The following is a 15,278-nucleotide window of genomic DNA, read 5'->3' as shown; positions in this document are numbered from 1 at the left end:
TTTATTCAAATTATTTTTCAGTATATTTAATAAGCAAAAAGTATGCCAAAGTTTTCAAAACCTCTAAAGCCGCTCTAATTGGCAAAATATTTGTTTTATATTTTAAACAAATTGTATAATTATTATACAATTGTGCAGACATACGACTTATATATTATACATATGTTGACTGTAAACATTTTCAATAATATACTTATGTTAATGAATAGGAGGTAATTCTAAATGTATTTTAACTTTACTTTAGATGAAATTAAGACACGAGGTGGCATTCTAGACAAACTTCTTGATACAGCTTTTGATGCTGCTATTATAATAGATAAGAATGGGTATATTATTCATTGTAGTGAAGGATCTGTGAAACTTACAAATATATCATTGGATTCTGCAATAGGCAAACATATCAGCATTCTTGACGCCGAATCCCCTTTTGAGCATGTTCTAAAAACCGGCAAACCTGAGACAGGAATTATGGTTGTTCTTAATGGCCGAAAATGCATGACTAATTTAATCCCCATTATTTCAAATGGAGAAATTATCGGACTAATTGGAATGGTTCTTTTTCAAAATTTAAATACTTTAAAAAACATATTAAAGAATATAACTAAACAAACCCAGTCCGAATTCACAAACATAAACGATATAGTAGCTAGGGTTGATTCAAACTATACTTTTGATGATTATATAGGGGAAAATCACATGATAGAAGATATGTTAGAAGAATGCAAAAGAGCCGCTAGAACAATTTTTCCTGTTCTAATTATTGGTGAGACAGGAACAGGAAAAGAAATATTAGCAAATGGATTTCATTCTGAGGGCATGGAATCTTTTTCACCTTTTATAAAGATTAATTGTACCGCCATACCGGATGAATTGCTAGAGTCAGAACTATTTGGATATGAAAAAGGAGCTTTTACGGGCGCAGTATCTACAAAAAAAGGGAAATTCGAGTTAGCTTCAGGTGGTTCCATTCTTTTAGACGAAATTGGCGACATGAATTTACGACTTCAAAGCAAATTGCTTCGTGTTTTAGAAGAGAGAGTATATGAAAGGATTGGTGGAAATAAACTATTGCCACTCAACGCTCGAGTAATTGCTTCTACAAATAAGGATCTTAAAGAACTCTGTAAAGAAGGTAAATTTCGTCAAGACTTGTACTATCGACTAAATACAATAGAAATTAAGGTTCCACCTCTGCGAGATCGAAAAGATGATATACCTCTTCTAATTGAGCACTTTATTCATCAAAACAATTTAAATGTTTCGTTTTCTAATGAGGCATTAGAAATATTCTTTAAATATAATTGGCCTGGAAATATACGTGAATTACGTAATGTGGTAAACCGCCTAAGTGTTAATTATTCAAAAAAGGAAATTAAACCAGAGCATCTGCAACAAGTTATAAAAGATTATTTTAATTTATCTTCTACTTTAACTGATGAAAATTTATTCCAACCCCAAACTAGCTCTACATCATTAGAAAGTTCATTTGAATCTCATGAAAAAGAACTTCTCATGAACACTTTGCAGAATTGTAATTATAATATTTCAAATGCAGCTAAACAACTCAAAGTTTGCCGAAGTACACTTTATAATAAAATAAGAAAATATAATCTTACTTTAATCAAAAAGATATGACTTAGCATGATTTGTGCATAATTTGGAGTAATTTCCTCTAAAGCTGCGGTTATTTCTTCAGTATCAGCTGCCTGCGATTCTGCAATCATATTTGTACTATTAATTTCACCAATAACTCTATCTATAGATTTTCTCATTTCAAGAAGTAAATCTGATATTTTCTTTGCTGCTTCACCACTCATTTGTGAGAGCTTTTGCAATATAGACAAAAATTAAAGACCCACGAAAATCAATTTTAGATTTTCGTGGGTTTCATGGTGGAGGCGAAGCGTGACCTTTAAAATCCACTATAATTAAATTTTATGATATTTGTGCTGTGGTCTACCCACTTTACCGTATTCCACCAACCTTTCAACTTTATGTTCCTTTCCCATATATTCAAGATATCTTCTTACTGTTACTCTTGCTATCCCTAATTTTTCTGCTAGATTCTCCGCTGTAAAATCCTTGCACCTACTTTTTTCTATTTCTCCCCATATAGCTCCATATGTATATTTATTAAGCCCCTTAACAAAATCATCTTCCTCTTGAGAAATATTAGCGCTAGATATCATTTTATCTAAATCCTTTTGTTCAATTTCATAATTTCTTTCAAACTCATAATACCTATTTTTAAATTGAATAAGTGCTTCTTTAAATCGTTTGAAACTAAAAGGTTTTATTAGATAATCCACAACCCCATATCTAAAAGCTTCTTCTATTCTTTTAATAGACTTGTCTGCTGTAATTAAGATAATATCGGTATCAATCTCTTGTGCCCTTATCCATTTTAATAAGTCAATTCCGTTTTCTTTAGGGAGATATACATCAAGTAGTATTAAATCTGGCTTATTAATTGATATAAGTTTTTTTGCTTCATTAAGATTTGAAACAGCTTTATATAAAACAAATCCTTCAACTCTTTCTAAAAACCTAGAATTTATTTCTCTGACCATAGGATCATCTTCAGCAATGATTACTTGAATCAATCTTCTCACTTCCCATCATTGGTATTGTTATATTCCAAAGAACACCATCATTTTCCTCAAAATATATTGTACCATTAAACTCATTAATTATTTTTTTTATAATATACATACCTTGACCACGTTGGCCTTCCTTCGTCGAAAACCCTTGCTCATATATTTTTTCTTTATATTCTTCTGGAATTTTACCACCGTTATTTTTCACTTTTATATTTAAAAAATCATTATTTTCAACTATTTTTATAAATATATATCCGTTTCCATCATTTTCAACTGCATCTATAGAATTTTCTATTAAATTTCCTACAACTGATACAATTTCTTCAGAGGTCATATGCTGTGGAAGTTTTGTAAGTGTTGAATTTTCATCTATTTTGAGCTTAACCCTAAACTCCTCAGCTTTATTATATTTTGACAATAACAGTGCTGACAAAGAAGCATCTTTTATATTCTCTGTTAATATATTATTTATATTGTTTCTTACCTTTGCCACATGTGATATAAACTGTAATGCTTCTTCATACTCTTCTAGCTGTATAAGTCCTGCTATAGTATGAAGCTTATTCATAAATTCATGATTTTGAGCTCTTAATGACCAAGCCATCTTTTGAGCTCCAGTAAGTTCTTCTGCCATTCTTGTAACCTCGGTTTTATCTCTAAAGCTGGCAATAGCTCCTACAATTCTTCCTCTACTTATTATAGGAACTCTATTGGTCACTATAATAGTATTATTAATTCTTTGCTCTTCCTCAAACTCTGATTTCCCAGTTTCTAAAACATTAATTAAGCGGGTATTGGGAATAACAACTTCTGCGTTCTGCCCTATAATCTCTTCCTTATTAATATTATTTTCAAAACGTAGTATATTTAAGGCAGAATCATTTATAAGAGTTATTCTAGCTTCATCATCAACAGCTACTAATCCTTCATGAATAGCATCTAACATTCCAATTTTTTCATTATAGAGCTTCGAAATTTCATCAGGCTCAAGTCCAAGTAAAGTGTTCTTTATGTTGCAGGCTAATAAAAAAGCTCCTATTACACCTGCCATAAGCCCTCCAAGAGCAATTAAAGCTATATATAAAACAGCTGTTTTCTTAGATGTCTCAATGCTTTGTGTAAGTGTGCCCACACAAACAAAGCCTATTCTTTTACCATTTTCTGAATCATATATTGGTGTAAAAGCTCTCAAAGATTTCCCTAGTGTCCCAGCCGCCTCAGAAATATATGTTCCTCCATTTTCGACTACTCTATACTCATCTCCGCCCTCAAACTTTTCTCCAATCATTTCAGGATTTGGATGAGCATATCTAATTTCTTCGTTATCTGCTACAATTATATATTCAACTTGTTCTAACTCCTTAAGCTGCATATTAACATAACTTTGAATCTCTCCACTCGTATCTCTACTCTCTAGAGCCTTTACTATCTCAGTAGAATGCGCTTCCATCTCAGCTACATTCATAATATTAGTCCTAGCTTTACTTTCAATATTTCCAGTCATCCAAGGAACAACGAAAGAAACGATTATAAAGATAGAAATAAAAACTACTGTGATAACTAATAAAGTAATTTTTGTTTGAAGTTTCATTGCTTTTTCCATATTCTTCATCTCAACCTTAATATATCTAAATTTAAGTTTTAAATAATGTAATTCTAGCTAATTACTCATAAAAATTATGATAAAAATTTTTATGTTCATCTTATAATAAAAAACTATAATACCAAAACCTTTAGAATAACCTCTATAAATATAGAAACAATAATGTGGGAATGATACATCTTAAGCTATTATATATCACTCCTTGATTATTGTCTTTCATTTTTTTGTATTTAATTCAATCTCTGTTATTAATAAATGTATAAGCTCCTCTTAATCGATAGTCCCTTTTATTACGCTACAGCCTCTTTGTTTAACTGTTTAATTTTACTCTTTTTAAGAAATCTAAATGCATAAGTAACAACAAACGGACAAACAATAGCTGATATTACGCAAGACGCTGCCACTTGTGCTGTAGCTGCTGTAGCAATAGCAACTAGCGTTGGGTCAGTCGCTGCAACTGCAAGCGGTGTCGCTACTGCATTTCCCGCAGTCGACCCTGTTGCGAGTCCAAGTACAGGATCCTCTTTGAATAACTTCATGAGAACAAAAGAACCTATTCCGGTAAATGCTGCTATCACTCCTAATAATATACCAGGACCTCCAGCAGTCACAATATTTTCAAGATTCATTCCTGCACCTAGTGGAAATGAAAAGAATGGTATTAATAATAATTTACTTCCGCCAAGAAATTTTCTCATGTCAGCATCAAGATTTCCAAGTATCATGCCTATCAATATTGGAACTAATACCGCCACAAGTGACATAAAAGGAATCTGGGCAAGCCCTGATGCACCTAATGCAACTAATGTAAAAAATGGGCCATCTTTTATGGACAAAATAGCATACGCCCCTACATCAGTTTCATCACCATATTGTGAAGCAAGTGATGCATACAGTCCACCATTGCAATTTGTTAATGCTGCAAGAATGGCAAGTGGTGACAACCCTAATACTCCGGCAGGTCCAAAAACTTTACCTACAAATATACCAATACCAGCACCTACTATAAATTGTCCTAATACTAATAACACACCTTTTTTTATTGCCTTTGGTGCTAATTTGAAATTAATCTGTGAACCAATTAAAAACATGAAACAAGCCAATATTGTTGATGATGCTTTAGGTCCAAATAACGCTGTTGTAAATCCGCCAATCTGTAAAAATTGTGGGCAAAAGGTATTAACTAAAACCCCTAAGAAAAGTGGAACAACCATCATTCCTCCTGGAATTTTATCAAGTGTCTTCTTAATTGGAATTTGCATTTTTATACCTCCATTTCTTTTTATGTGCATGAAAGAAGAAAATACCTAATCCTAATGGTGTATTATTTTCTCTTATTATGTATTAATCCTTGAGAACATTTAGCACAATTTTTATATTCTTGCTGCTCCGCTTTCTCTTGCTGCTTTTTTTATTGCTTCAGCTACATTAGCTGCAACAGTTCTATCTAATGCGTAAGGAATTACATTGTCTTCATTTAAATCTTCATCTTTTATCATAGAAGCTATAGCATAAGCTGCTGCAATTTTCATTTCTTCATTAACTTCTTTTGCTCTAACATCTAAAGCACCTCTGAATATTCCTGGGAATGCAAGAACATTGTTAACTTGGTTAGGAAAATCTGATCTTCCTGTACCTATGACTTTTGCTCCAGCTGCTTTAGCTTCATCTGGCATTATTTCTGGAGTTGGATTTGCCATTGCAAATAATATGGCATCTCTATTCATAGATCTAACCATATCTTGGCTTACTATTCCAGGCGCTGAAACCCCTATAAACACATCTGCACCAACTAGTGCATGCGCTAAATTTCCTTTAATATTATCCGGGTTAGTTACCTTTGCAAGTTCCTTTTTAGCATCATCTACCCCTTCAATCCCTCTGTAAAGAATCCCCACTTTATCACATGCAATTAAATTCTTTACTCCTGAAGAAAGTAATAATTTAGCTATAGCTGTTCCTGCTGCCCCTGCCCCATTTACAACTACCTTTAAATCTTCTATTTTTTTATCAACTACTTTCAAAGCATTTATAACACCTGCAAGTACAACTATTGCTGTTCCATGTTGATCATCGTGGAATACAGGTATATCAAGTTCTTTCTTTAACCTTTCTTCAATTTCAAAGCATCTTGGTGCTCCTATATCTTCAAGATTAATTCCACCAAATCCTGGTGCTATAAGCTTTACAGTTTTTACTATCTCATCAACATCTTTTGTGTCTAAACATATTGGAAATGCATCAACATTTGCGAATTCCTTAAATAATACTGCCTTTCCCTCCATAACTGGAAGTCCTGCCTTTGGTCCTATATCTCCCAATCCTAATACTGCTGTTCCGTCAGTCACAACTGCAACTAAATTTCCTTTTGAAGTATACTTATATACATTTTCCTCATTTTCATAAATCTTCCTGCATGGTTCGGCAACTCCTGGAGTATACGCTAAACTTAAATCATCTCTTGTTTCAACTTTCACTTTTGATACTACTTCGATTTTTCCTATATTTTCTTCATGTAATTTTAAGCTTTCCTCAAAATAATTCATTTTCATGACTTCCCTTCATTATTAGATATATTTGTACTGATTTCCTCAATTTTTATAATAGCATCCAATTTTATAAATTAAATCTTATGGACTTAAAAAATGTATTATGGTCATAAAAAATAATTTGTTATATATTTAACAAATTATTAAATCACCTATATTTACTGCTTTCCTTCTATTTCGTTGTTTCTTTCAATAATTTCACTTCTACTATCTGTAGAAGTTCCACATGATTTTTTATTATTATCCTTTTGAGGTATGTAAATTATATTACCACCCACATATTTTTGTATCTGAAGAGCTAATTTGTATACCCGTAGCAATAGAAAAACACGACCACATGTAAGCAGCTATTTAAGCCAGATACAAATGGTCGTGGATTTTATGGTGGAGGCAAAGCATGACCTTTAAAATCCACTTATTTTTCCACAAATTACATACACCAATTTGGTGGATTATAAAATTAATTTATAGATTCAAATAAATCTATACACCGATTATATATTAATCTTGTTCTTTCTTGATCACTCAAGTTATTCCTTTCAATTAAATTCATTGATATCAAATTCTCATAACTGTTTAATAAATCCTTATTTATTTCATTTTTATAAAAATATATTACTATATCTACTAACCCATTTTCTTTCAACTGTTGTATTTCATTTATATGTAATACCTCTGTTATTAGAACATCTGGATTTGTAAATTTATATAGCATTTTTACTTTGTCTAGTATGTATATATCTGAATCATTTCTTTCTAGCACATAAATACCATTTTCAATAGAACTTTCTCCAATCCTTGATATAGCAATACTATTATAGTTATCTTCTATAAAATAAGTACGCAATGATTCTATTATTATATTTATATTTATCTCTGCTTCATTATATATGACTATATTAGGCATTTGTATTTCCTCATCACTGTCCAAACAATCATAATAATCTTCCCCTAAAATTATAAACTTATCTATAGAATCATTTATATAATTAGCATTAACCAACAATTCATGTTTAATATCTTCTACTCCTCTTATTCCTCTTTTGATAAGTTCACATACCTTTGCTGTAATAAATGGTGCTGTAAAGCTATTACACTTAGTCATCTCACTCACTAATAAACTCCCATCTGTTAGTTTATGCTCTAATTCTTTTCCATCATAAGAACTAAAAGCTATAACCTCAATACCATCTATAGCTTTTACATTATATATATATTCATTTGGTCTTAAGCCAACGCCTCTTGAACATCTAACACCAATTACTTTAGGCAAACATGCTGGATATGTTAATCTGTTCTCATTACTCTCTGCTGCTACAATAATTGCTCCTTGTTTTACGAGTAATTCTATAGCTTCCTCTATTATCTTAAAATAGGCAAAATTAGTAGTACCTATACTCATATTAATTACCTCTACTTTGTTCTCTATGCACCATCTAATTGCCTCTAATAAATTGTCTATAATATTTATTTCACCTTCGCACTCAAAAATATTTATACTATATAAATCATATTCATATGTATGTACAAAATGTGCAAACACTTCCTCGCACAGCGTTCCATGCCTAAAACCTGTTGAACTTCCACTTATTTCTTCTCCATGTTTTCCTAAATAACTAATTTTTTTGTTTTTTACGTTGTAGCACTCTATAATCCTATCTTTATTAAAATCCACCCTATCTATTCCGTCATCAATTATAGCAACTTTTATTCTTTTCATATTTCCACCTAAATTATATAATTAAAACTCCCTTTAATTTAAATTAAAGGGAGCCTAACACATATAAGTAACTGTGTATTAAATTACCAAATTAATTTCTTAACTTAATTAATGTAAATTTAATTTTATCTACCGTTGCCTAAATGTGAAGCACTAATACCTCTTCTTAATGATAGCATAGCATTACTTCCGCAGCTACAGCTACAGAATAAGCCATACATTTCAATTGTATTTTTTGATACTTGATTTTTTTTAACTAATTTCTTCATTCTTAATCCCCCCATAATTTTTGAAAATATTTTATAAATAAATATAGGTTACCTATATGTGTTTCATACTGCCATATGTTTTTTTATCCCATCCGCTAAATTACTAATTGTCATAATACCAATATCTTCTGTTTCAAATACAGATACAATCTCTTTTCCTAACTTCTTTTCTATATCAAAAACAATATATGTCATATCTCTTGGTGTAATGTGGTATTCATCACCAAATAAATTTAAATTTCTATCAGTAATATTTATATCTACTATATCTTCAATAACATTAATTATAATGTTCTCAATTTGCTTTTTTTCCATTGCATTTACACTCCTTTTAAATTTGTACAATTCCTTCTGTTAAGTCTGAAATTATGCACTCATAACCACCAACAAACGAATTTTCATCTAATATGCTGAACAAATTTAAATTATGTGCCTTATATATATCCTTTTTTTCAGAAATAAATTCCATGACTTTATGATTAGATATAGTTGTAAAGTAAACCTCTCCTGATGAAGGCTCTCTTTCATATTTTATATTGGCTAAATTAAAATAATCTACATCACATTGCAACGCATATTTACAATATTGTTTAATATCATTCAATGTTTTTATTTCAATTTCTTTTGTATAATATATACTGAGAATGCCAATATCAATTGGTACAGCCTTACTCATTATAAGTGCCAACTCACCAAAATAATTTGTATACTCATTTGACAATGGCATAATCCCACCTGGTATTCCTAGTATTATAATGTCTGGCTCTTCATTTATTTCAATATTATGAATATAATGATTAAAATTTAATATTTTATTTTCCATGCTCATATCAGAGGCAAATAGAAATTCTGGCAGGTTGTAAATTCCAAATAATTCACTATACTGCTTTGTACCCAGCTGACTTACTTTATAACCATCTTTTTCAAATTTACTTCTAAGTCCTAATTGAATATCAAATTTATTACAATAATCCCCTACCCCAAAAACACCTAAAATTGGTGTATCAATCTTATATAATTTATGTTTAAATTCTCTAATTACAAATTCACTAAAATCAATCATTGTTGTATTTATAAAATTTACATCCACATTTATATTTTCTTGTAAAGACAATTTTTTATATAACTCCTTAGTCATTACAATTTCCTTATTCTGTCCATTTGCCATATTTATTTTATTTAAATATGTATCAAAAAGAGATTGTTTTTTAGTATCAGAAAAAAATACAGCATCACACTTTTTTAGTGCATCTTCAAATTCTTCTGAAATTATCATTCCTGTTTCTTTACCACCATCCAATTTATTTGAATCCTTGCCATTAAGTCCCCATCCCTTAGGTGATATTACATTTATAAGCTGATAATTTTTTAGATTTTCTCTATATCTTGCAATATCTGTTACTTCTTTATCAAAAGGATATATCATTAATTTTTTCATCAAAAACATCTCCATTAAAATCAAATTTAAAATTCTTTAACATACAAATATCTTTAAAATCTTCTAATATACTATTTCTGCTGTCTTTACATTTAGATAATCTCTTACTCTTTGATATTTCATCAATATCATCAGCAAATGCAGCGCACATATCGCAATAATGAAAAGCCCAGCAACTCTTGCATTCATTTTCAGTTAATTTTCCTATATTAATCAACTTAACAGCTTTTTCTATATCTATTCCTTTTTCTAAATTACCTATATTCATTGGTTTAGAACTTTCGCTGACACGCTCGCATGGATAAATATCTTCATTAACATTAACAAATATGCGATGAACCCCTGGTATACATGGACCTCCTGGGTGAGCTCTTCTAGGCATCTCCCCCTTATCAACTAACCCTTGATAAGTTTTTAGAGTATGGTTAAATCGCTCTTGAAATATTTTAGACGCAAATTTTTTATCTAATCTTCCTAAAACAGCCAGCAACAATTTAAATTCACCATAACTATTTGCAATATAAAATTTTTCATCATAATTGCTGTAATCATTTGAAGTATATAAATCATTAACAGTATTTGCACTTACAAAACTATTTCCTATAACCTCATCATGCTCTAAAAAGTTTTTTACACAGCTAAAATCACTTTTAGGAGCTATTACTGTATTAAACATTACTCTATTTGCAAACTCAGGATACCAATTTTTAATGTCTTTAATATTATCCATTATCATATCAAAAGAACCTTTACCATTTACAAATTTCCTGTTTAAATCATGCATTTCCTTCGTTCCATCTAGACTAATTACTATCTGAAAATCGTATTTATCAAATAATTCAACTACTTCTCGATTAAATAAAGTACCATTAGTAGTCATACTATATGTAATCTTCTTTCCCTCTACTTTTTCTCCTGCGTACTCAATACATTTTTTTATTAAGTCAATCTCTAATAGTGGTTCTCCTCCATAAAATGATATGTATACATTTTCTAAATTACTTGAATGATTTAATATATAATCTATTCCTTTTTTAGCTGTTTCAAAACTCATTCTTTTGCTACTATGTGTCCGATTATCATAATTACCTTGTCCATAAAAACAATAACTACATCTTAAGTTACAATTTTGTGTCACTTGAAGAATTAATTGTTCTGCTCTATTATCTATAAGTTCTTCTATACTATCGGTTAGAGGATGTTCAATTTCAAATAATTTTGTCCTTTTAAAAAATCCTTGTTTAATATATTTATCAAGCTTATCAATATTTTGTTCAAATGATTCATCATTTCTTATTGTAGCTAACAAATCATAGTCACACCTACTTACTTCAAATATTGTATTTTCTTCTCTATCATATACATAATACTTTTTATTAACTTGAAAACATTTATATACTCTATTCATCTAATATTAACTCCTTTGTAAACAATTGTTTTGCAATATCTCTGGCATTATCTGATTACTTTTTAATAAATTCTTATAACTATCAACGCAAATAATATGCCCTTGATCTAATACAACAATCTTATCCATATGTTCTAAAATTTCTGGTCTATGTGTAATAATAAATACAAATGGATATGTATCATAATCACTAACTAATCTATTAAATAATTGCTCAGATTCCATATCATAATTGGAAGTAGCCTCATCTAGCACTAGTATTGGACTATTTTTTTTAAGTAACGTTCTTATGAGTGCAACCTTTTGCTTTTCACCACCAGATAATTTGCTACCCCTAATTCCTGCATCTGTTTGAAATTCCTTAGGCAGCTCTTCTATAAATTTCAAAAAGGATTCAATCTTTTTATCAATACATTGCTTTTGAATTTCTTCAACACTCAATGTATTTTGAAGTGATATGTTGTTCTTAATTGTAGTATTAAATAAATAACTATCTTGACTCATTACAGCAAATAAATCTCTATATTTATCAATATCTATTTTTTGAATATCTAAATCATCTATGTAAATTGCACCCTCTGTTGGATCATAAAATCTTAACAATAAATTAACCAATGAACTTTTACCACTTCCATTTGCACCTACAAATGCCACTTTTTCACCTGCAGTTAACTCTAAATTAATATGTGATAGAACTTTTTTTGAGTCATAAGTTAAGCTAACCTCATTAAATCGTATTACCTTCGGTTCTTGTAATTTTTTTAACTCTTTGATATCTTGATTTTCTTCTATGCCACTTATAAACTTAAAGTAATTTTCAAAAGCAGGTTTTATATTAGCTATCTCATATTTAATTGTCATAAATAATGAAATAGGTGTAATTACAAATTCACTATAGGTTACAAACGTAATCAAAACGCCAATTGTAATTTCTTCCTTAATAATTAAAGCGATTCCTAATATATATAAATAATTAAATATTATATTTTGTAAAAGGCTTCCACTATTTTCACTTATTTGATCTAAAACTTGAAATTTATTACTAAGTTTAAATCTTTCACTTTGCAATTTTCTATATTCATTTTTCTTAATTTGATATAGGTTCCATAACTTTATTTCCTCTACTCCATTCATTATATCCCCATACCACATACCTATTTTTTCAGTAACTAACAAAAACTTATTAAATACATTAGTCTTAATCTCAGTTAACTTGTTTATTATTAAATACTTTACTGGAACTATTATCAAAATGAACAATGTCAATTTATAGCTAATTAGCATCAATCCAATAATTCCACCTATAACCTTAAAAATTTGCATTGCTAAAATTAAAAAACTCTTGTTAGCTACTTGAGCAATTGTGTCAATATCACATGATATAGTACTAAAAATTGATGCAAATCCTTCATTTTTTAGATACTGAACTTTCATTCTAAGTATTTTGGAAAAGGATTCCACCTCTAAATCAAGATGAACTTTATTTTGCATATTTATATGTATAATACCTTGAATGAAACTTAATCCTTCTTGAATTAAAAATAGTATTATTATGTAAACAACATATTGTGTTGTCACTTTTATATTTAATAGCATGACTCCTTTATCCATCAAATTTTGAGTTAAAATAGGCGCACATATGCTAGCCAATGCTAATATAAAGGTACAAGCAAAAGAGAATATTATAGATAATTTATGTGAACTTAATAAAATAATTATATTTTTCATAATTCCATTTTCTTTATTTATTGCACTCACCTCTTTTTACTTCATATGCATTAGCATTACATTTACCCATAAATATTTAATAATAATGAATTTTAAAATTAAATTAATTTGTAATTTATATGATATTTATGTCATCTCTAATAACATGACCCAATTTTACCTTATTTTATTTCAATAGTTAAATAAAGTAAATACATATTTCACTAAATATATACAATCAGTCATAAAGACAAAATTATATACAGTATATACTTTTATTCCCAAAAACTTACTTTTTACGATAATACACTTGACTTTTATTAAAGATTCGACACATTTAATAAAAAATACTCCATCATCTACTTATAAATAGACCTAGAGTATTTCTTATAACACCTTGTATATAATAAAAATAACCCAAGACAATTAAACATAATTGTCTTGGGTTTCATGGTGGAGGCGATGCGTAACCTTTAAAATCCACTAAAATATTACTTCTTCTATTACTTCTTCTATTGCTTCCTTACATATTGAAACTGCTTTATCTATTTCTTCCTCATTAATGATTAATGGAGGATTAAAATATAGCACATTGCCAAGCGGTCTTAGTATTAACCCTTTATTTAATGCCTTTTTATACACTTCATACCCAATCCTAATCTTAGAATCATAACTTTTTTTGTCTTTTTTATTAGTTACAAGTTCCATTGCATTAATTAATCCAATGTGTCTGATTTCACCTATATGTGGATTTTCTATTAAAGCATTATTTAATTTATTATTTAAATATTCTGCTCTTACTTTTGCATTTTCTAAAATTGCTTCTTCCTTTAAAACCTTTTGAACTGCTACAGCTGCAGAACAGCCAAGAGGATTTCCGCTATAAGTATGACTATGCATAAATGCTTTTCCTTTATTGTAATCATCATAAAATGCATTATAGATTTTATCTGTTGTAATTGTTATTGCCATAGGCATATAGCCTCCTGTTAATCCTTTTGATACACACATAATATCAGGACTGACACCTGCATGTTCAAAAGCAAACATTTTTCCTGTCCTTCCAAAGCCAGTGGCAATTTCATCTGCAATAAGAAGAACATTATATTCATCACATAGTTTTCTCAATTTTTTTAAATATACAGGAGGATAAATTCTCATTCCTGCACTACCCTGCAATAGTGGTTCAACAATTATTGCACAGGTCTCTTCACCATACTTTTCAAAAGACTTTTCTGCATTCTCAAAGCATTCTGCATTGCAACATTCTCTGGCTTTACCATAAGGACACCTATAACAATCGGGAACTTCCACATGAATTGTATCCATTAACATTGGTTTATAAATTTTTGCATATAGATCCATACTTCCAACAGATAATGCTCCAATAGTCTCTCCATGATAACCTTCATTTAAACACATAAACTTTGTTTTCTTCTTATTTCCTGTTTGATATTGATACTGAAAACTCATTTTTAAAGCACATTCAACAGACGCAGAACCATTATCAGAAAAATTAAATTTTGTAAGACCTTTTGGAATGATTTTGCTTAACTCTTCACAAAGTTTTATTGCTGGTTCATGAGAAAAATTAGCAAAAATAACATGTTCTAAATTATTAAGCTGATTTTTTATATACTCATTTATTGTCGGATTACAATGTCCAAGCAAATTGCACCACCACGAACTTACTATATCTATATATTCTTTACCATCTTTATCATATAAATAAATACCTTTTCCATGATCAATTATGATAGGCTTCAAATCTTCATAATCTTTCATCTGAGAGCATGGATGCCATATATATTTTAAATCTTTTTCAACTAAACTCATATTCATTCTCTTCTCTCTTTTATTTAATGCATATTCAAAAAATAATAAGTCAGTATTCTAGTCTATTTTCCGTATAACGAAGCTCGACTCGTATACACTCCCTGAGTAAGTGATCCACACAAAATCATATATTATTTCATCATGGCTT

At 29.6% G+C, this 15,278-nt stretch carries 13 protein-coding genes; 1 reads left to right on the top strand and 12 read right to left on the bottom strand.

Annotated features, from left to right (window positions below; genetic code table 11):
- Positions 1-222 precede the first annotated feature (222 nt).
- Positions 223-1,635 (top strand): sigma 54-interacting transcriptional regulator, encoded by a 1,413-nt coding sequence (locus L3B98_RS03670; RefSeq protein ID WP_077366181.1) that lies wholly within the window; start codon positions 223-225, stop codon positions 1,633-1,635.
- Here L3B98_RS03670 and L3B98_RS03665 read toward each other — a convergent pair.
- From L3B98_RS03665 to bioA, 12 genes are all read right to left on the bottom strand, one after another.
- Complete coding sequence (locus L3B98_RS03665) at positions 1,587-1,817, bottom strand: hypothetical protein (protein WP_238915662.1); 231 nt, start codon at positions 1,815-1,817, stop codon at positions 1,587-1,589. The two genes, L3B98_RS03670 and L3B98_RS03665, sit on opposite strands and share 49 nt — an antisense overlap.
- Positions 1,818-1,928: 111 nt before the next feature.
- Positions 1,929-2,603 (bottom strand): response regulator, encoded by a 675-nt coding sequence (locus L3B98_RS03660; protein ID WP_015395100.1) that lies wholly within the window; start codon positions 2,601-2,603, stop codon positions 1,929-1,931.
- Positions 2,581-4,203 (bottom strand): sensor histidine kinase, encoded by a 1,623-nt coding sequence (locus L3B98_RS03655; RefSeq protein ID WP_238915661.1) that lies wholly within the window; start codon positions 4,201-4,203, stop codon positions 2,581-2,583. The genes L3B98_RS03660 and L3B98_RS03655 overlap by 23 nt, the downstream gene beginning before the upstream one ends.
- Positions 4,204-4,493: 290 nt before the next feature.
- On the bottom strand, positions 4,494-5,465 hold the full coding sequence (locus tag L3B98_RS03650; protein ID WP_077366185.1) for a 2-keto-3-deoxygluconate permease: 972 nt from the start codon (positions 5,463-5,465) through the stop codon (positions 4,494-4,496).
- 111 nt (positions 5,466-5,576) lie between these two features.
- Positions 5,577-6,749, bottom strand: a complete 1,173-nt coding sequence (locus tag L3B98_RS03645; RefSeq protein ID WP_015395103.1) for a malic enzyme-like NAD(P)-binding protein — start codon at positions 6,747-6,749, stop codon at positions 5,577-5,579.
- 463 nt (positions 6,750-7,212) lie between these two features.
- Entirely contained in the window at positions 7,213-8,472 is a 1,260-nt protein-coding gene (locus L3B98_RS03640) for a S8 family serine peptidase (protein WP_238915660.1), read from the bottom strand.
- A 125-nt stretch (positions 8,473-8,597) separates the two neighbouring features.
- Positions 8,598-8,741, bottom strand: coding sequence for a CLI_3235 family bacteriocin precursor (locus tag L3B98_RS03635; protein WP_015395105.1), 144 nt, complete (start codon positions 8,739-8,741; stop codon positions 8,598-8,600).
- A 63-nt stretch (positions 8,742-8,804) separates the two neighbouring features.
- On the bottom strand, positions 8,805-9,056 hold the full coding sequence (locus L3B98_RS03630; protein ID WP_015395106.1) for a hypothetical protein: 252 nt from the start codon (positions 9,054-9,056) through the stop codon (positions 8,805-8,807).
- A 16-nt stretch (positions 9,057-9,072) separates the two neighbouring features.
- Entirely contained in the window at positions 9,073-10,179 is a 1,107-nt protein-coding gene (locus L3B98_RS03625) for a TIGR04066 family peptide maturation system protein (RefSeq protein WP_238915659.1), read from the bottom strand.
- Entirely contained in the window at positions 10,151-11,587 is a 1,437-nt protein-coding gene (gene ccpM / locus L3B98_RS03620) for a Cys-rich peptide radical SAM maturase CcpM (RefSeq protein WP_238915658.1), read from the bottom strand. The genes L3B98_RS03625 and ccpM overlap by 29 nt, the downstream gene beginning before the upstream one ends.
- Before the next feature lie 6 nt (positions 11,588-11,593).
- Complete coding sequence (locus L3B98_RS03615) at positions 11,594-13,315, bottom strand: ABC transporter ATP-binding protein (RefSeq protein ID WP_238915657.1); 1,722 nt, start codon at positions 13,313-13,315, stop codon at positions 11,594-11,596.
- A gap of 462 nt (positions 13,316-13,777) precedes the next feature.
- Positions 13,778-15,130 (bottom strand): adenosylmethionine--8-amino-7-oxononanoate transaminase, encoded by a 1,353-nt coding sequence (gene bioA / locus L3B98_RS03610; RefSeq protein WP_238915900.1) that lies wholly within the window; start codon positions 15,128-15,130, stop codon positions 13,778-13,780.
- Positions 15,131-15,278: the final 148 nt, after the last annotated feature.

It is taken from the genome of Clostridium sp. YIM B02555 (assembly GCF_022320955.1).
Lineage (GTDB): Bacteria > Bacillota > Clostridia > Clostridiales > Clostridiaceae > Clostridium > Clostridium saccharoperbutylacetonicum.
This window is presented reverse-complemented; position numbering and strand designations above follow the sequence as displayed.